Consider the following 17,200-nt stretch of genomic DNA (forward strand, 5'->3'; position numbering starts at 1 on the left):
GCAGGAGGGGAACCATGAGCAGCGTCGACGCCCTCATCGCCCACACCCTGGGCATCACCGAGGACCGCGTCACCAGCGCCCTCGAATACCAGTCGATCCGGGAGTGGGACTCGCTCGGCCACGTCTCGCTGATGGCGGCGCTCGAAACGGCGTACGGGGTGACGATCGACGACGAGCTCACCCTCGCCCTGCGCTCGGTGCCGGCGATCCGCGCGTTCGCCGAGGGCAGCGCCCCCGACGGGGCGCCGGCGCCCGCGGAGCGGCCCACCGTGCACCGGGGGCTGGACGGCGTCAGCTTCGACCGGACCACCATCACCCGGATCGACGGCGCCGAGGGCGTCCTGGAGTACCGCGGCTACAGCATCCACGACCTGGCCGAGCGGGCCTCCTTCGAGGAGGTGGCCCACCTCCTGGTGCACGGCGAGCTGCCCGACGCCGACGCCCTCACCGCGTTCGCGAAGGAACTGCGCGCCGCCCGCGCGCTGCCCCGGCCGGTGCTCGACCTGGCCCGCTCGCTGGCCCACGCCCACCCCATGGAGGCGCTGCGCACCTGCGTCTCGGCGCTGGGCGCGTTCGGCCCGCGCCGCGAGGCGGGCGCCGACGAGTCGTACGAGGAGGCACGGGAGACCGGCATCGCCCTGATCGCCCGGATACCGATGATCGTCGCCGCCCACCACGCCTTCCGCAACGGGCGGGAGCCGTCGATACCGGCGGACGAGACCTCCTACGCGGAGGCCTTCCTCACCGCGCTGCTCGGCGAGCGGCCCACCCCGGCCGCGGTGCGGTTCATCAACAAGGGGTTCATCGTCCACGCCGACCACAGCTCCAACGCCTCCGCGTTCGCCGCCCGCGTGGCCATCGGCTCCCGCGCCGGGATGACGGCCGCCGTCACCGCGGCCGTCGCCACCTTCGCCGGCTCGGTGCACGGCGGCGCCGCCGAACGCGTGGTCCGGCTCGTGGACCAGGTCGGCTCGCCCGAGCGCGCCCGGGAGTACGTGGCCGAACTGCGCGGCCGGGGCGAACCGGTGATGGGTTTCGGCCACCGCGTCTACCGCACCGAGGACCCGCGGGTGCGCCATCTGCGGGCCACGGTCGTCGAGCTGAGCCGGGAGCGGGACGACCACCGCGGCCTCGACATCCTCGACGCCGTCGCCGAGGCCATGCGCCCCTACGGCCGCTACGGCCTCGCGCCCAACGTGGACCTCTACGCCGGTCTCGCCTACCGCCTGCTCGGTCTGCCCGACGACCTCGCGGTGCCGCTGTTCGTCGTGGGCCGCACCGCCGGCTGGGTGGCGCAGGCCCTGGAGCAGCAGGCCAACAACGTGCTCATCCGGCCGCTGCTGGAGTACGTGGGCCCGCGCGGCCGCCGGTTCCCGGCGGACCGGAAGGCGGTGGGCCGGTGAACGCGCCGATCAGGACCCGGCTCGCCGGGCAGGACGCCCGGGTGCACGGTCTGCCGGAGTTCGCCGCGACGGGCGGCTTCGACCTCGGGGCCGTCCCGTACACCGGGCGGGTGCTCCTGGAGTCGCTGCTGCGGTCGGGGGACACCGCCGCGGCGGCCGCTCTCGGCAAGCGGCTGGCGGCGGGTGAGGAGCCCGGAGTGGAGATGCCGTTCCGGCCCGCGCGCATTCTGGTGCAGGACTACACCGGCATCCCCCTCCTGGTGGACCTCGCCGCGCTGCGCGACCGCGTCGCCCAGCCGGCCCGGGTCAACCCGGCGCTGCCGGTCGACGTGGTCGTCGACCACTCCGTGCAGACCGACTTCGCGGGGCGGCCGGACGCGCTGGCCCGCAACGAGGCGCTGGAGCTGGAACGCAACCGGGAGCGGTACGCGTTCCTGAAGTGGGCGGAGGGCGCCTTCGACGGGCTGCGGGTCGTCCCGCCGGGCAGCGGCATCGTGCACCAGGTCAACCTGGAGCGGCTGGCGACCGTGGTGGCGCGCGCCGACGGTGACGTGCTCCTCCCGGACACCGTGATCGGCACCGACAGCCACACCACGATGGTCAACGGCCTGGGCGTCCTCGGCTGGGGCGTCGGCGGCCTGGAGGCGGAGGCCCTGATGCTGGGGCTCGCGCAGGCGATGCGGGTGCCGGCCGTGGTGGGGGTGCGCCTGACCGGCGCGCTGCGCCCGGGCACCTCGCCGACCGACGTCGTCCTCGCGCTCACCGAGCGGCTGCGCCGGGAGAACGTGCGCGGGCTGATGCTGGAGTTCACCGGCCCGTCGGTCGCCGCCCTGTCGGCGCCGGACCGCTGCACGATCGCCAACATGGCGCCCGAGTACGGTGCCATGTCCGCGTTCTTCCCGGTGGACGCCGAGACCCTCGACTATTTGCGGCGCACCGGCCGGCCCGAGGAGCACACGGCGCTGGTGGCCGCGTACTGCCGGCGCCAGCGGCTGCTGCGCGAGGGGGAAGAGCCCCGGTTCGGGCGGGTGATCGAGTTCGACCTCGGTGAGGTCGGGCCGAACCTGGCCGGCCCGAGCCGCCCCGACCAGCGGATCTCGCTCGCCGAACTGCCCGGCTCCTTCGCCGCGCTGCGGCCGGGCGCGCCCCGCTGCGAGGCCGGGATCCGCGACGGCGACCTCGTCATCGCGTCCATCACCTCCTGCACCAGCACCTCCAACCCCAAGGCGATGCTGGCGGCCGGACTGCTGGCCCGGCGGGCCGCCGAGCGGGGCCTGACGGTCCCCGGGCACGTCCGGACCAGCCTGGCCCCCGGCTCCCGCGCCGTCACCCGCTATCTGCGCGCGGCCGGCCTCCTCGCCGACCTGGAGCGGCTCGGCTTCCACGTCACCGGGTACGGCTGCATGACCTGCAACGGCGGCAGCGGCCCGCTGAACGAGGGCGTCGGCGCGGCCGTGGACCGCGCGGGCCTGACCGTGGCGGCGGTGCTCAGCGGCAACCGCAACTTCGAGGCCCGGGTGCACGCCCAGGTCCGCGCCGGATACCTGGCCTCCCCCGCGCTCGTCGTCGCCCTGGCGCTGGTCGGGCACGTCCGCGCCGACCTGGAGCGCGAACCGCTGGGCACCGGCGCCGACGGCAGGCCGGTGTTCCTGCGCGAGCTGTGGCCGGACGACGAGGAACTGCGGCTGCTGGAAGAGGAGTTCGTCACCCCCGATCTCTTCGCCGACGACGCGGCGGCGCGCACCGGCTGGGACGCCGTGCCCGCGCCGCGCGGAGAGGTCTTCGCCTGGGACGCCCGGTCCACCTACATCCGGCCCCCCGCCTACGCCGACGCCGCGGCCCGCTCCGGTCCGCTGACCGGCGCCCGCGCGCTGCTCGCCCTCGGCGACGACGTCAGCACCGACCACATCTCCCCCGTCGGGGCGATCCCGCCCGACTCGCCCGCCGGCCGGTATCTGACCGCGCACGGGGTGCGGCGGCAGGACTTCAACAGCTACGGATCGCGGCGCGGCAACCACGAGGTGATGGCCCGCGGCGCCTTCAGCAACCCGCGGCTGCGCAACCGCCTGACCGGCGACGGCGACAGCGGCGGCACCACGCTGCACCTGCCGAGCGGCGAGCGGCTGCCGGTGTACGAGGCGGCACGCCGGTACGCCGCCGAGGGCACCGAGCTGATCGTGCTCGCGGGCCGCTCCTACGGCATGGGCTCCTCCCGCGACTGGGCGGCCAAGGGCCCCTGGCTGCTGGGCGTGCGGGCGGTGCTGGCCGAGAGCTTCGAGCGCATCCACCGCGCCAACCTGTGCGCGATGGGCATCCTGCCGCTGCTGCTGCCCGAGGGCCGCGGCTGGGCGGACCTCGGGCTGACCGGGCACGAGGAGTTCCACCTGGCGCTGGACGGGGTGCGGCGGACCGGCACGGCGGAGGTCACCGCCGGCGGCGTCCGCTTCACCGTGCGCGCCGACGTGCACGCGGCGGGCGAGTGGGACGTGCTGGAGGCGGGCGGCGCCCTGCCGTACCTGGTGCGGCGGATGAGGGCGGAGGAGGAGCGGTGAGCGGGCGCCTCCTCGACGAGCTCGGTCTGCGCGCGGCCGCCGGGGCCGACGCGCTGGCCGCCGGTGAGAAGACGTTCAGCCCGGTCCACCTGGGCACCCAGGACGTGCCGATCGGCACGCTGCTTCAGCTGCTGCGGCGCGATCCCGAGCTGCTGCCGCCGCGCACCGGGCACCTCGGCAACTGGGAGGACATCGCGCTCGGGCGGTCGGGCCCGATGGACTTCAACACCGCGATCTGCGGCGGCGGGCACGGCTATCCGCTGATCTACGGGTTCACCCGCACCGAGGCCGCCACGGAGGGCGGCGACGAGGCCTACCAGCCCGGCTCGCTGATCGAGCAGGGCAAGCGGGACGTCCTGGACCTGTACACGTGGGACGGGCGGGCCTTCGTACGGCGCGACCGCAGCCGTCCGCTGTTCTGCCCGCTGACCCAGGCGGAGGTGGACGGCGGGCTGGTGCCGCTGGTCGACCTGCACTGGCGGCGGATGCTGAAGATCCCCGGCTACCGGTTCCGGCAGTGGGCCGCCGTCCTGGTCGAGAACGGCCCGCTGGTCACCGACATGCTCACGCTGCTCATCGAGCAGGCCGACGCCACGGCCAAGCAGGGCACCCGGCTGCCGGAGCTGATCAGCCAGGCGGTGCGGCTGGACGGCGACGTCGCCCGCTGCGACCTGACGGCGGACGGCGCGGGATACCTCCTGGACGGCTACCGCTACCCCTCCGCCCGTGCGCTCGCCGAGGCCGCGATGGTGCTGGTGCGGGCGCTGGTGGAGCCGGCGGCGTTCTTCGAGCAGCTCGCCGGGCTGCCGCCGGTGCTGCCGGTGATGTCGCTCCAGCTGACCAACGTCCTGTTCGGCCTGCTGGACACCCACCACCCGGACCGCCGCGACCGCCCGGCCGGCGCCGCCGAGAGCCCCTTCATCACCCATGTGCACTGGGGGGCGCGGGCCATGGCGGGCTGCCCGCCCCGGCGCGGCGGCTATCTCACGCGCCGGTCCACGGTCCGCTCGCTGCGGGCGATCACCACACCGCTGGTGCGCCGCTTCGAGCAGGCCCGGCCGGTGGCCTTCGTGCTGCTGCCCGCCCAGGTCTTCATGCTCTGCCCGCCCAGCACCTCCCCGGCCGACGCCGCCCTGCTCGCGGACCTGTTCGGGAAGGTACGCGCCGCCGGCCCGGACGCCGCCCACGCCACCGCGCTCGGCTGGCTCGGCGACCACCGGGAGGGGCTCTCCGGCTATCTGCGCGGCCGGTTCCGGTCCGGCAGCGGCGTGCCCGCGGACGGCGCGCTGCGCGAACCGGCCGTGCCGGTGGAGCCGGACGGCTTCCGGGAGCTGACCTTCCGGCAGGCCAGCGCCGTCGTCGCGGCCTTCGAGGAGGCGCTGGGATGAGATTCGTCCACCGCACCCTGGCCATCGCCCTGAAGGAGCCGTTCGTCAGCAACACGGGCGTCACCACCGAGGTGCGGCAGAGCGTCGTCGAGCTGACCTGGCAGGGCCTGCGCGGGTACGGCACCGCGCGCGGAGCCGACCCGGCCGACGTGGACGCGTGCGCCCCGCTGCTGGCGGACGCCGGATCGCCGTTCGAGCTGCGGCGCGTCCTGGGCCGGCTGGCCGGGGCCGGGATCGGCGCCGCGGCCCGGTCCGCCGTGGACATGGCGCTGCACGACCTGCTCGGCAAGGCCTGCGGGCAGCCGCTGCACCGGCTGTGGGGCCTGGCCGGGCTGCCCCTGGCCCCTACGGCCCTGTCCATCGGCGCCTGCCCGGACGACGAGCTCCGCGCCCGCGGGCGGGCCCTGGCCGCGTGGCCGGTGCTGAAGCTGAAGCTCACCCCGGAGGACGACGGCAGCCGCGCCGGGGTGCTGGCCTCGGTGTACCAGGGCCGCATCCGCGTCGACGGGAACGGCTCCTGGAGCCCCGAGCAGGCGGTGCGGGTGGCCCGCACCCTGCACCGCCACGGTGTCGAGATCCTCGAACAGCCGGTCGCCCCCGGTGACCCGGACGCGCTGCGGTACGTGCACGAGCGCTCGCCGGTGCCGGTGTACGCCGACGAGGACTGCACCGGCCCCGAGGACGTGCCGCGGCTGCGCGGCCGGGTGAGCGGGGTCAACGTCAAGCTGGTCAAGTGCGGCGGGCTGCTCGCGGCCCGCGAGACCGTGGTGCTCGCCCGGCGCGCCGGGCTGCGGGTGATGCTCGGCTGCAAGCTGGAGAGCGCGCTCGGGGTGACGGCCATGGCCCAACTCGCCCCGCTGGCCGACGAACTGGACCTGGACGGCCATCTCGGCCTGGTGGCCGACCCGTTCACCGGGATGACCGTCGACCGTGGTGAGATCGCCCTGCCGACGGCAGCCGGCCTCGGCGCCCTCACCACCAGCACCGACTACGGAGACAACTGACATGCGACTGCGCTGTGCCGTCCTCGACGACTTCCAGAACGCCGCCCTCGAGTCGGCCGACTGGAGCCCGGTCGAGGACCGCGTCGAGATCGTCGTCTTCCGCGACCACATCGCGGACGAGGACGAACTCGCCGCCCGACTCGCCGACTTCGACATCGTGGTCACCCTGCGCGAGCGGGTGCCGTTCCCGGGCACGCTGCTGGACCGCCTGCCCCGGCTGAAGCTGCTCATCGCCTCCGGCATGCGCAACTCGGTCATCGACTACGCGGCCGCCGAGCGCAACGGGGTCACGGTGTGCGGCACCGCCAGCTCCTCCGCCCCGCCGGTGGAGCTGACCTGGGCCCTGCTGCTGGGCCTGGCCCGCGACCTCGTCACCGAGAGCACCGCGCTGCGCACCGGCGGACCCTGGCAGTCCACCGTCGGCGCCGACCTGCACGGCCGCCGTCTGGGCCTGCTGGGCCTGGGCAAGATCGGCAGCAGGGTCGCCCGGGTGGGCCTGGCCTTCGGGATGCAGGTGAGCGCCTGGAGCCAGAACCTCACCAAGGAGCGCGCCGACGAGGCCGGCGTCGAGCTGGCCCCCTCCAAGGAGGAGCTGCTGCGCGGCAGCGACTTCGTCTCCATCCACCTCAAGCTCAGCGACCGCACGCGCGGCCTGCTCGGCCCCGCGGAGCTCGCCCTCCTCAAGCCCACCGCCTACCTGGTCAACACCTCCCGCGCGGCCATCGTCGACCAGGACGCCCTGCTGGCCGCGCTGCACGAGGGCCGGATCGCCGGCGCCGGCATCGACGTCCACGACATCGAGCCGCTCCCCGCCGACCACCCGGTGCGCACCGCACCCCGGCTGCTCGCCACCCCGCACCTCGGCTACGTCTCGCAGGCCAACTACGCGACGTACTACAGCCACGCCGTCGAGGACATCCAGGCGTTCCTCGCGGGCGAGCCGGTACGCCGCCTCGGCTGACCGGATGCCACGGCCGGCCGTCCGCCGGCGGCCGGCCGTGCGCGCGGGTGCCCCTCGAAGTCCGAACCCTGCACCTTGGAGATCCACGTGAGCCCGCAACGCCGCATGATGAAGCTCGGCGCCTTCCTGCCCGCGCCGGGGCACCACGTAGCCGCCTGGCGTCATCCCAACGCCCGACCCGACGGCGGACTCGACTTCGACTACTACCGCGGCCTGGTGCAGACCGCCGAGCGCGGCCTGTTCGACATGGTCTTCCTCTCCGACGGGGCGGGGGTGCGCACCAAGTACCGGGACGCCGACGAGCTGAGCCGGCAGGGCCGCATGGTGCACTTCGAGCCGCTGACGCTGCTGTCCGCGCTCGCCGTGCACACCTCCCGCATCGGCCTGACCGCCACCGCCTCCACCACCTACAACGAGCCGTTCAACGTGGCCCGGGCGTTCGCCTCGCTGGACCACCTGAGCGCCGGGCGGTCCGGGTGGAACGTGGTCACCTCGGCGACGGACGCGGAGGCCCGCAACTTCAACCTGGACAAGCAGCCCGCGCACGCGGACCGCTACCGCCGGGCGCGGGAGTTCATGGAGGTCGTCACCGGCCTGTGGGACAGCTGGGAGGACGACGCCTTCCTCTACGACAAGGCCTCCGGCCGCTTCTTCGACCCGGCCAAGCTGCACATCCTCGGCCACGAGGGCGAGCACTTCCGGGTCCGCGGCCCCCTCAACGTGGCCCGCCCCCCGCAGGGCCACCCCGTGATCGTGCAGGCCGGCTCCTCCCCCGACGGGCAGGACTTCGCCGCCCGCTGGGCCGAGGTCGTCTTCACCGTGCAGCAGACCCTGGACGGCGCGCAGACCTACTACCGCGGGCTGAAGAAGCAGGTCGCCGACCACGGCCGCGACCCGGACCAGGTGAAGATCCTGCCCGGCGCCTTCATCGTCGTCGGCCGCACGAAGGCCGAGGCCGAGGACAAGTACGCCACGCTGCAGGACCTGGTCGACCCGGTGGTCGGGCTCGGCATGCTGTCGTACCAGCTCGGCATGGTCGACCTCTCCGGCCACGACCTGGACGGCCCGCTGCCCGAGCTGCCGCCGACCGAGGGGTCCACCAGCAAGCAGCAGCTGCTCTACGACAAGGCACGCCGGGAGGGCCTGACCATCCGGGAGCTGTACCTGTCCGTGGCCGCCGGACGCGGCCACCGCTTCCTGCTGGGCACGCCCGAGACCATCGCGGACGCGCTGGAGGAGTGGTTCGTCGCGGAGGCCGCCGACGGCTTCAACATCATGCCCGACTACCTCCCCGACGGCCTGGACGCGATCGTCGAGCTGCTCGTGCCCGAGCTGCAGCGGCGCGGGCTGATGCGCACGGAGTACGAGGGCGCCACCCTGCGGGAGCACCTCGGTCTGCGCCGGCCGGCGTTCCGCGGCGGCACGGGGGCCGCTTCGTGACCGTCGAGGGGACGGCCCTGCGGTCGGTGCTGCGCGCGCATCCCTCCGGCGTCGCGGTGCTCACCGCGCAGGGCCCGGCCGGACCGGCCGGCGTCACCATCACCTCGTTCACCTCGCTCAGCGCCCGCCCGGCCCTGGTGTCCTTCGCGCTGGCCGACACCTCCAGCACCTGGGAGCTGATCCGGGACGCGCAGTGGTTCGGGGTGCAGCTGCTGGGCGCCCACCAGGCGGAGCTGGCCGAGCGGTTCGCGACCCGGGGCGCCGACCGGTTCGCCCCGCCCACCGTCTGGCGCCCCGGCCCGCACGGGGTGCCGCTGCTGGACGGCTGCCTGGGCTGGCTCGTGTGCGCCCGGCAGGACCGGGTCCGGGTCGGCGACCACCACCTGGTGGTGGCCGCGGTCGAGCACGTGCGGGAAGGGGAGCCCGGGGAGAGCCTCGTCCATCTCCACGGGCGCCTGCGGCCGGTCACCTCCACCACCGTGTCAAGGATCTGAGAACCATGCCGAAAGTCCTGCTGTTCTCCCGTCAGCCGCTCACCGGCCGCCCGCTGCACGAGTGGCTGGACGACACCGCCGGCAGCGTCGTCCTGCTCACCACGCCGAAGGCCGTCGAGGGCGCCGAGGACGTCCTCGCCGAGCACTTCCCGATGCACCGGCTGGTGCCCGACTACCACTCCTGGGCCACCGAGCAGGTCGCCGAGGAGGCCGCGCGCGCCCACGGCGTGGACCTGGTCGCCAGCACCAGCGAGAGCGACGTCCTCAGGGCGGCCCGGCTGCGGGCCCGGCTCGGCCTGCCCGGCCAGCAGCCCGCCTCCGCCACCGCCTACCGCGACAAGGTCGTCATGAAGCGGACCGCCCGCGAGGCCGGCGTCCGGGTGCCCGCGTTCACGGCGGTCGACAGCGTGGCGGACCTGCTGGGCTTCCTGGACGCCGTGGGCTACCCGGCGGTGGTCAAGCCGCGCTTCGGCGCGGGCTCCGAGGGGGTCGCCGTGCTGCGCGGCCCCGAGGACGTCACCGCCTTCCTGGCCCGGCAGCGCGAGGCCGAGGTGCCCTACCTGCCCGGGCAGTGGATGGCGGAGAGCTTCGTGCACGGGGACTTCTTCCATGTGGACGGCATCATGCGGGACGGGCGCGTGGTGCACGCCTGGCCGGGGCAGTACGGCGGCGGCGGGATCGCGCAGCGGCTGTGGGAGGACTCGCACATGAGCAGCGTGATGCTCGCCCCGGACGACCCGCGCCGCGCGCCGCTGACGCAGCTGACCGGGGACGTGATCGCCGCCCTGCCGGCCTCGCCGACCCCCCTCGCCTTCCACCTGGAGGCGTGGATCGGCGACGACGGCGAGCCGGTGCTGTGCGAGATCGCCAGCCGGGCCGGGGGCGCGCTGATCGCCGAGGCCTACGAGCGCGTCTTCGGCGTCCAGCTCGCCAAGGAGGGCCTGCGCGCCCAGTGCGGCAGCGCGCTCACCCTCACCGCGCAGCCGCCCGCCCCGGCGGAACTCGCCGGCTGGACCCTCTTCCCGCCGGGGTACGGCGCGTTCGTGCCGCCCGCCGGGCCCTGCCCCGTCCCGACGGCGGAGCTGACGCTCCGGATGGCGCCGGGCGCCGTGGGCCGCGGCGTGGAGCACCTCACGCAGTCGGCCGCCGTCGCCCTGGTGGCGGCGAGGACGGCGGAGGAGGTCCGCAAGGACATGGAGGAGCTGGCGCGCTGGTGGTACGCGGCCGCCGGCTGGGTGCGGACCGAGCCGGACGCGTCCTGACGTCCCGGGGGAAGAGAGCTGTCATGTCTGAGCACGTACTCGTCGTGGGGACGGGCCGCGACTTCCCGGCCCGGCTGCGCGCCGCCCGGCCCGGCGTCCGGACCTCGGTGATGGTCCAGCTCGACTACCTCGGCAAGGTCCGCGACCCGGGCGGCAACGCGCGGGTGATCGGGGTGCGCGGGGACGCCCCGGACGCGGAGTGGATCGCGCTGGCCCGGGCCGCGCACGCCCTGCACCCGTTCACCCGGATCGCCACCTTCGGCGAGCGGGACCAGGACCGCTACGCGGCGATCGGCGAGGCCCTCGGCCTGGAGTGCCACAGCGTCCGGACGGTGGCGCTGGTGCACGACAAGGAGGCCATGCGCGTCCGGCTGGCGGAGGCGGGCGTCGACACCACCGCCCACGCCCGGGTCGCCGACGTGGAGGCGCTGCGGGAGTTCGTCGGCGTGCACGGGACCTGCGTGGTCAAGCCGGTCTCCGGCGCGGGCAGCGCGGGCGTCGCCAGGGTGAGCCCCGGCAGCGATCTGGCGGGTGCGTTCGAACGGGCCGGCGGCAGCTATCCGGGGCTGGTCAATCCGGGGGTGCTGGTCGAGGAGTTCATCGAAGGCCCCCAGTTCAGCGTGGAGGCGGTCTCCGAGCGGGGCGAGCACCAGGTGGTCGCGATCACCCGCAAGTACTCGGACCCGGAGACGTTCGTGGAGCTGGGGCACGTCTCGCCGGCCGGCCTGCCCGAGGAGCAGGGTGCGCAGATCGCCTCCTGTGTCGCGGGCGTCCTGGACGCGCTCGGGGTGACGTTCGGCGTGACCCACACCGAGGTGGTGCTCGGCGCGGCGGGTCCGCGGGTGATCGAGACCCACGTGCGGATGGGCGGTGACGAGATCCCGGCGCTGACCCTGGACGCCACCGGCGTCGACCTGGACGAGTGCGCGCTGCGGCAGACGCTCGGGGAGCGGGTGCTGCCGGGTGTCCGGGCGGCGCTGGCCGCGGCGGACGGCAGGCGCAGCTCCGCGATCTGGTTCGCGGTCCTCGCCGCCCGCGGTGTGCTGGGCGGGGTCACCGGGCTGGAGGAGGCCCGTGCCGTGCCCGGCGTGACCGCTGTGGAGGTGACCGCCCGCGAGGGCGGCCGGGCCGGTGGGCTGTCCTCCTCCGACTCCCGGGTGGCGTACGCCCGCGCCCTCGGCGACAGCGCCGAGGCCGCGGTGGAGGCCGCCCGAAAGGCCGTCGCCCGCCTGGAGTTCCAGCTCCGGGTGCGCGACGCGGGCGGTCCGACGGTGTGACCGTCGGACCGGGCCCCTGGTGCCGCCCGCCAGTTCGGCGGGCGGGCGGCACCCTCAGGCGGCGGAGTAGTGGTGCTCGGGGCGGCCGCTGTCCCCGTACTTCAGGGTGAGCCGCAACCGGCCCTGTTCCTCCAGGTACTTGAGGTACCGCTGGGCGGTGGACCGGCTGACCCTGGCCTGTTCCGACACCTCGTGCGCGGACACCGGCCCGCCGGCCCGCGTGACGATCTGCCGGATCAGCTCCGCGGTCCGCTGCGTGTACCCCTTGGGCATGGGGTTGACGGCGGCGGAGGCGCGCAGGGTGCCCAGGACCCGGTCGATCTTGTCCTGGTCCAGTTCGGTGTCGTCGAGGGCCCCGCGCAGCTGCGCATAGGCCTCCAGCTTGCCGCGCAGCCCCTCGAAGGTGAAGGGTTTGACGATGTACTGCAGCACCCCGGCCCGCAGCGCCTCCTGGACCGAGGCGGGCCGGTTGTCGGCGGTGACCATGATGACGTCGACGGCCGGTCCCTCGCGGCGCAGCCGCCGGGTGAGCGACAGGCCGCTCTCGTCCGGCAGGTAGTGGTCGAGGAGGACCAGGTCGACACCGCCGGCCTGCACGGTCGCGAAGGCGGCGGCGGCGTCGTGCGCCCGCCCCGCCACGCGGAAGCCGGGCACCCGGGAGACGTACCGGGCGTTGATGCCGGCGACGTGGAAGTCGTCGTCCACGACGAGTACGTCGATCACGACGCCCCCCGCTCGCCGGGGTACACCTTCCTCGGCAGCCGTGCGGTGAACACCGCACCGCCGCGAGCCGGTCCGGTCAGGCACCCGGTGCCGCCCCGCTCGGGGAGCAGGCCGGCCACCGGGGCCAGGCCGAGGCCGCGATGGCCCTCGCCGGTGTGCCGTTCGGTGGCGACGCCCGCGGTGAAGATCCGCCGCCGTCTCTCCGGCGGCACTCCGGGGCCGTTGTCCGCCACCCGCAGTCCGGCGAGGGTGTGCAGCGCATTGCGCCGTTCGTGTCTGTGCGCGTCCTCCCGTACGTCCTCCCGTACGTCCTTCCGTACGTCCTTCCGTACGTCCTCCGGTATGTCCTCCGGTAGGTCCTCCCGTATGCGGGAAGGCGGACGGAGCGCAGGCATGCGATTGGTCATCAAGCCCCGTTTCGAGTCTCCCCCGTGCGCGAAATCCGGTCAGCGTGGCCGAATCACGTACGGCTCATCAGGCCAGCGCGGCAAGGTAGTTGATTGCTTGACCACACTGAGGACGGCCCGTGCCGTCGCCGGAATTCATCTATTCCGATGGGCGGTGACAGCGGCAAGACCTACCGGGTAAAGAAATCGCTTTACAGCCTGTTTACCCGGCAGGGCTTGCGGGGGAATTCGCCTCACGGTCCGTACCGGAACCGCGGCCCGCGTCGCACTCCGTGAACGGGGGGGCGGGTCACACCGGGGCGTCGAGCAGCGGCAGCACATCGGCCGCCGCGGTGGCGCCGGGGCCGCGGCCCTGCGCCACCGCGGCGGCGGTGAGCCGGAGCAGCGTCTCGTTGACGGGCGTGGGCACGCCGTGCATCCGGCCCAGCAGCACGAACTCCCCGTTGAGGTAGTCCGCCTCCACGCTTCCGGCGCCCCGCGCCAGGCTCTGCCACGCCGAGCCCAGCGCGCGGTCGCCGTCCGGCACGTCCCGGGGCTCGACGGCGCCCTCGCGCAGCGCGGCGAGCTCGGCGGCGTCGGCGACGTCGATCCCGGCCGCCTTCAGCACCGCCAGACCCTCGGCCCGGGCCCGCCCGGCGAGTTCGGCCGCGTCGGACCCTGCCTCCACCGGACCGCACAGCGCCTCGACGGTCTGGGTGAGGTTGCCCAGCAGCTTGGCGTACTTGAAGCGCATGACGTCGGGTACGACCGGGGCGCGGAAGACCGAGTCCTCCAGATCCGCCGCGACCGCCCGGGCCGTGTCGTCGGCGCCGCCGGGGTAACGGCCGATCACCAGGACCCCGGTGTACGGGCCGCAGGCCGCGGTGACCGCGCCGGGACGCAGGAAGACGGCCGGCAGCACCACGCAGACCCCGTACACCCGGCGGAACAGCCGCAGCGCCAGCCGCTCGTTCTCCACGCCGTTCTGGGCGCACAGCACCGGCAGCGACTCGCCCGCCGTACCGCCGCCCGCGACCGGCCTGCCCGCCCAGCGGGCCAGCGCGTCCGCCGTGTGCTGGGTCTTCACGGCCAGCACCAGCACGTCGTCGGGACGCAGCTCGACGTCCTCGGGGCCGCCGGCCACCGGCACCCGCACGTACCGGGTGCCCTCGGGGGTGCTGAACCGCAGCCCGTCCGCGCGCAGGGCCGCGGCGTGCTCCCCCCGCGCCACCAGCACGACGTCCCGGCCGCTCTCGTGGAGCCGCCCGCCGAGGGAACCCCCGACCGCACCGGCCCCGATCACGATGTACCGCATCCCTGCTCCGCTCCCTCCGCCGGCGGACCGTCCCGCCGTCACCCCGCCCATTCAACCGAGGCGCGGTACCACTCGGCGAGTTCGCCCGCACGGCGCTCGACCTCGCCGGCGTCCCGGCCCGTCACGACGTAACCGGCCAGGTACACGCCGGACTTCTCGCCGCCCTCGTACCGCGTGCCGACGGTGCCGCGCAGCCGCTGCTCGACCACGTACGGCGGCGGCTCGGCGGGCAGGGCCGCGAGGGTCCCGGCCTCCGGGTAGAAGACGACCCAGCCGGCCGACCGCCCCGGAGCGGCCCCGGTCACCTCGGGCACGGGGTGCGCGGCGCCCCGCACCTGGGCCAGGTACCACTCCTCGTCCAGGTCGAAGCCGCTCGCGGCCCGCACGGCGGCGGCGGTCAGGGCGCCTCCGGTGCGGCTGGCGACCTCGCACAGCACCAGGTCGTCGCCGGGCGTGCGGAACACCTCCAGGTGGAAGGTGGTGCACGGGGGCGTCGGCAGCCGGGCGAGGACGTGCCGGGCGTAGTCGGCCAGCCGGTCCACCAGCGGGTCGTCCCGGGTGAGCTGGACCGAGCCGAGAGGGGCGCCGGTGCGGTAGGACAGGCAGTCGTTGAGGTAGCGGGAGACGAACAGGGCGCGCGGGACGCCGTCCACGACCAGGCCGTCCACCACGTGCATGACGCCGTCCACGAACTCCTCCACCTGCGCGTGCTCCGGCAGCCCCGCGGCGAGCAGCGCCGCCAGGTCCGCGTCGTCGCGCAGCACGTGCGTGCCCGTGGAGCCCGAGCCGAAGGCCGGCTTGACCACCACCGGGTACGGGTGTGCGCGCAGGAAGGCGAGGAGGTCCACCACCAGCCGCACCGGCGCGAACCGCGGCACCGCGACCCCGCGCTCGCGCAGGAGCGACTTCATCAGCACCTTGTCGCGGAACGCCAGCGCGCTCGCGTAGTCCTGCCCGGGCACGCCGAGCAGCTCGCGCAGCCGGGCCGCGCGCAGCACGTCGGCCTCGGACCGGGCCACCACCGCCCGGGGCCGCAGGGCGAGCGCGGTCCGCTCCACCTCGCCGCCGGTGGCGTACGCGTCGAAGGAGCGCGCGCCGGGGATGTGGCGGTACTGCGGGTACCGGCGCGCGGACACCAGCAGGCAGGGCCGTACGCCGGCGTCGGCGGACCACTTGTCGTACGGGGTGTCGGCGTAGTCGCTGTCGACGAGAACGACGACCGTGCCGCCCGTGCCGTCCGCCGTTGCCATCGCTGTCCCTCCGCTTCGCAGACCGCTCGCAGAGTAGGCCACCGCCGGCGGTCGCGAGGGTTTTGGGAAAGACCCCGGCGCAATGGGCACAACGAGATTTTCGAAGGGAACAGCGCCTTGTGCCCACAACCGTGGCCCCGCCCGCTCCCTTGGCTACCGTCCCGTTCGGGTCGCGTACGCAAAGGGGGATTCGGAATGACGCGGACACCGGACCGCAGGCTCCGTCTCGGGGCGTTCCTGGTCGCGCCGGGCTATCACATAGCCTCCTGGCGCCACCCGCACGCGCACGCCGACGGCGGACTTGACTTCGGCCACTACCGCGATCTCGTGCGGACCGCGGAGCGCGGCCTGTTCGACATGGTGTTCCTGTCCGACGGGGTCGGGATCCGCATCCCGTTCCGGGACGCCGACGAGCTGAGCCGGCAGGGCCGCATCGTGCAGTTCGAGCCGCTGACGCTGCTGTCCGCGCTCGCCGTGCACACCTCCCGCATCGGCCTGGCCGCCACCGCCTCCACCACCTACAACGAGCCGTTCAACCTGGCGCGCAGGTTCGCCTCGCTGGACCACCTGAGCGCCGGCCGCTCCGGCTGGAACGTGGTCACCTCCGTCACCGACGCCGAGGCCCGCAACTTCAACCTGGACAAGCAGCCCGCGCACGCGGACCGCTACCGCCGGGCGCGGGAGTTCATGGAGGTCGTCACCGGCCTGTGGGACAGCTGGGAGGACGACGCCTTCCTCTACGACAAGGCCTCCGGACGCTTCTTCGACCCGGCCAAGCTGCACATCCTCGGCCACGAGGGCGAGCACTTCCGGGTCCGCGGCCCCCTCAACGTGGCCCGCCCCCCGCAGGGCCACCCCGTGATCGTGCAGGCCGGCTCCTCCCCCGACGGGCAGGACTTCGCCGCCCGCTGGGCCGAGGTCGTCTTCACCGCCGCCCAGGACGCCGGGCAGGCGCGGGCGTTCTACCGGGGCATCAAGGAGCGCGCCGCCGGCCACGGCCGCGATCCCGGGCAGCTGAAGGTGCTGCCGGGGATCTTCCCCGTCGTCGGCCGCACGAAGGCGGAGGCCGAGGACAAGTACGCCGCGCTGCAGGAGCTGGTGGACCCGGTCGTCGGCCTCGGGCTGCTCAGGCTGCTCCTCGGGGACGTCGACCTGTCCGGGTACCCGGTGGACGGCCCGCTGCCCGAGCCGCCCCGCACCGAGGGCAGCACCAGCCGCCGGCAGCTCGTGTACGACAAGGCCCGCCGGGAGGGTCTGACCATCCGCGAGCTGTACCGGTCGGTGTCCGGCGGCCGCGGCCACCGCATCGTCATCGGCACGCCCGAGAGCATCGCCGACGAGCTGCAGGAGTGGTTCACCACCGGCGCCGCCGACGGTTTCAACATCATGCCCGCGGTCCTGCCCGACGGACTCGACGACTTCGTCGCCCTGGTGGTGCCGGAGCTGCAGCGCAGGGGCCTGTTCCGGACGGAGTACGAGGGCGCCACCCTGCGCGAGAACCTCGGGCTGGAGCGGCCCGCCCGGGGCGCCGCCCGGGGGGCCGGGCGGGCCGCCGCCCCGGACTCCCCGCCGGCCCCCTCCGCCCGTACCGCCCCGGCCGGCCCCACCATCCCGGTCGCCCCCGCCTCGAAGGTGGGCACCGCCTCGCCGGTCACCGCGGCCTCCGTCGCCTCGACCGCATCGCCGGCCTCGACCGCATCGCCGGCCTCGACCGCATCGCCCGCCTCCCCCGCCGACTAGGAGCC

14 protein-coding genes are annotated in these 17,200 nt (G+C 74.7%); 10 read left to right on the forward strand and 4 right to left on the reverse strand.

Translation table 11 applies throughout. The annotated features are described in order from the left end of the window. Window positions 1-14 precede the first annotated feature (14 nt). The 9 genes from ABZ261_RS05345 (at window position 15) to ABZ261_RS05385 (ending at window position 11,781) form a co-directional block, all read left to right on the forward strand. Entirely contained in the window at window positions 15-1,403 is a 1,389-nt protein-coding gene (locus ABZ261_RS05345) for a citrate/2-methylcitrate synthase (RefSeq protein ID WP_356855482.1), read from the forward strand. Then, window positions 1,400-3,955, forward strand: coding sequence for an aconitate hydratase AcnA (gene acnA / locus ABZ261_RS05350; protein ID WP_356855484.1), 2,556 nt, complete (start codon window positions 1,400-1,402; stop codon window positions 3,953-3,955). The genes ABZ261_RS05345 and acnA overlap by 4 nt, the downstream gene beginning before the upstream one ends. Next, complete coding sequence (locus ABZ261_RS05355; RefSeq protein WP_356855486.1) at window positions 3,952-5,343, forward strand: DUF6025 family protein; 1,392 nt, start codon at window positions 3,952-3,954, stop codon at window positions 5,341-5,343. Before acnA ends, ABZ261_RS05355 begins: the two co-directional genes overlap by 4 nt. Next, window positions 5,340-6,347, forward strand: coding sequence for an enolase C-terminal domain-like protein (locus ABZ261_RS05360; protein WP_356855488.1), 1,008 nt, complete (start codon window positions 5,340-5,342; stop codon window positions 6,345-6,347). The genes ABZ261_RS05355 and ABZ261_RS05360 overlap by 4 nt, the downstream gene beginning before the upstream one ends. 1 nt (window position 6,348) lies before the next feature. Further along, entirely contained in the window at window positions 6,349-7,308 is a 960-nt protein-coding gene (locus tag ABZ261_RS05365; protein WP_356855490.1) for a D-2-hydroxyacid dehydrogenase family protein, read from the forward strand. A gap of 87 nt (window positions 7,309-7,395) precedes the next feature. Then, window positions 7,396-8,748, forward strand: coding sequence for an LLM class flavin-dependent oxidoreductase (locus ABZ261_RS05370; protein WP_356855492.1), 1,353 nt, complete (start codon window positions 7,396-7,398; stop codon window positions 8,746-8,748). Then, complete coding sequence (locus ABZ261_RS05375) at window positions 8,745-9,242, forward strand: flavin reductase family protein (protein WP_356855494.1); 498 nt, start codon at window positions 8,745-8,747, stop codon at window positions 9,240-9,242. The genes ABZ261_RS05370 and ABZ261_RS05375 overlap by 4 nt, the downstream gene beginning before the upstream one ends. Before the next feature lie 5 nt (window positions 9,243-9,247). Continuing rightward, window positions 9,248-10,504: a hypothetical protein gene (locus ABZ261_RS05380; RefSeq protein WP_356855496.1), complete on the forward strand. Its 1,257-nt coding sequence runs from the start codon at window positions 9,248-9,250 to the stop codon at window positions 10,502-10,504. Between the two features lie 23 nt (window positions 10,505-10,527). Further along, a complete protein-coding gene (locus ABZ261_RS05385; protein ID WP_356855498.1) occupies window positions 10,528-11,781 on the forward strand; it encodes an ATP-grasp domain-containing protein in 1,254 nt (417 codons plus the stop codon). Window positions 11,782-11,835: 54 nt separating this feature from the next. Here ABZ261_RS05385 and ABZ261_RS05390 read toward each other — a convergent pair whose 3' ends face one another. The 4 genes from ABZ261_RS05390 to ABZ261_RS05405 all read right to left on the reverse strand — a co-directional run bounded on the left by ABZ261_RS05390 (window position 11,836) and on the right by ABZ261_RS05405 (window position 15,455). Then, complete coding sequence (locus tag ABZ261_RS05390; protein WP_356855500.1) at window positions 11,836-12,504, reverse strand: response regulator; 669 nt, start codon at window positions 12,502-12,504, stop codon at window positions 11,836-11,838. Beyond that, window positions 12,501-12,899, reverse strand: a complete 399-nt coding sequence (locus tag ABZ261_RS05395; RefSeq protein ID WP_356855502.1) for an ATP-binding protein — start codon at window positions 12,897-12,899, stop codon at window positions 12,501-12,503. The genes ABZ261_RS05390 and ABZ261_RS05395 overlap by 4 nt, the downstream gene beginning before the upstream one ends. 301 nt (window positions 12,900-13,200) lie before the next feature. Continuing rightward, a complete protein-coding gene (locus ABZ261_RS05400) occupies window positions 13,201-14,205 on the reverse strand; it encodes a 2-dehydropantoate 2-reductase N-terminal domain-containing protein (protein ID WP_356855504.1) in 1,005 nt (334 codons plus the stop codon). A gap of 38 nt (window positions 14,206-14,243) precedes the next feature. Then, window positions 14,244-15,455, reverse strand: a complete 1,212-nt coding sequence (locus ABZ261_RS05405; RefSeq protein WP_356855506.1) for an ATP-dependent carboxylate-amine ligase — start codon at window positions 15,453-15,455, stop codon at window positions 14,244-14,246. Between the two features lie 195 nt (window positions 15,456-15,650). Here ABZ261_RS05405 and ABZ261_RS05410 point away from each other — a divergent pair, with 195 nt between their 5' ends. After that, window positions 15,651-17,195 carry an NtaA/DmoA family FMN-dependent monooxygenase gene (locus ABZ261_RS05410; RefSeq protein WP_356855508.1) on the forward strand — a complete coding sequence of 515 codons (1,545 nt, stop codon included), beginning with the start codon at window positions 15,651-15,653 and terminating at the stop codon, window positions 17,193-17,195. The last annotated feature ends 5 nt before the right edge of the window (window positions 17,196-17,200 follow it).

Source organism: Streptomyces sp. NPDC006193 (genome assembly GCF_040613915.1).
Classification (GTDB): Bacteria; Actinomycetota; Actinomycetes; order Streptomycetales; family Streptomycetaceae; genus Streptomyces.

What these genes read in the sequence shown, in the direction of transcription:
- ABZ261_RS05345 (WP_356855482.1), top strand. Translation starts at nt 15, where the DNA reads ATGAGCAGCGTCGACGCCCTCATCGCCCACACCCTGGGCATCACCGAG.
- ABZ261_RS05360 (WP_356855488.1), top strand. Translation starts at nt 5,340, where the DNA reads ATGAGATTCGTCCACCGCACCCTGGCCATCGCCCTGAAGGAGCCGTTC.
- ABZ261_RS05365 (WP_356855490.1), top strand. Translation starts at nt 6,349, where the DNA reads ATGCGACTGCGCTGTGCCGTCCTCGACGACTTCCAGAACGCCGCCCTC.
- ABZ261_RS05380 (WP_356855496.1), top strand. Translation starts at nt 9,248, where the DNA reads ATGCCGAAAGTCCTGCTGTTCTCCCGTCAGCCGCTCACCGGCCGCCCG.
- ABZ261_RS05385 (WP_356855498.1), top strand. Translation starts at nt 10,528, where the DNA reads ATGTCTGAGCACGTACTCGTCGTGGGGACGGGCCGCGACTTCCCGGCC.
- ABZ261_RS05395 (WP_356855502.1), bottom strand. Translation starts at nt 12,899, where the DNA reads ATGCCTGCGCTCCGTCCGCCTTCCCGCATACGGGAGGACCTACCGGAG.
- ABZ261_RS05400 (WP_356855504.1), bottom strand. Translation starts at nt 14,205, where the DNA reads ATGCGGTACATCGTGATCGGGGCCGGTGCGGTCGGGGGTTCCCTCGGC.
- ABZ261_RS05405 (WP_356855506.1), bottom strand. Translation starts at nt 15,455, where the DNA reads ATGGCAACGGCGGACGGCACGGGCGGCACGGTCGTCGTTCTCGTCGAC.
- ABZ261_RS05410 (WP_356855508.1), top strand. Translation starts at nt 15,651, where the DNA reads ATGACGCGGACACCGGACCGCAGGCTCCGTCTCGGGGCGTTCCTGGTC.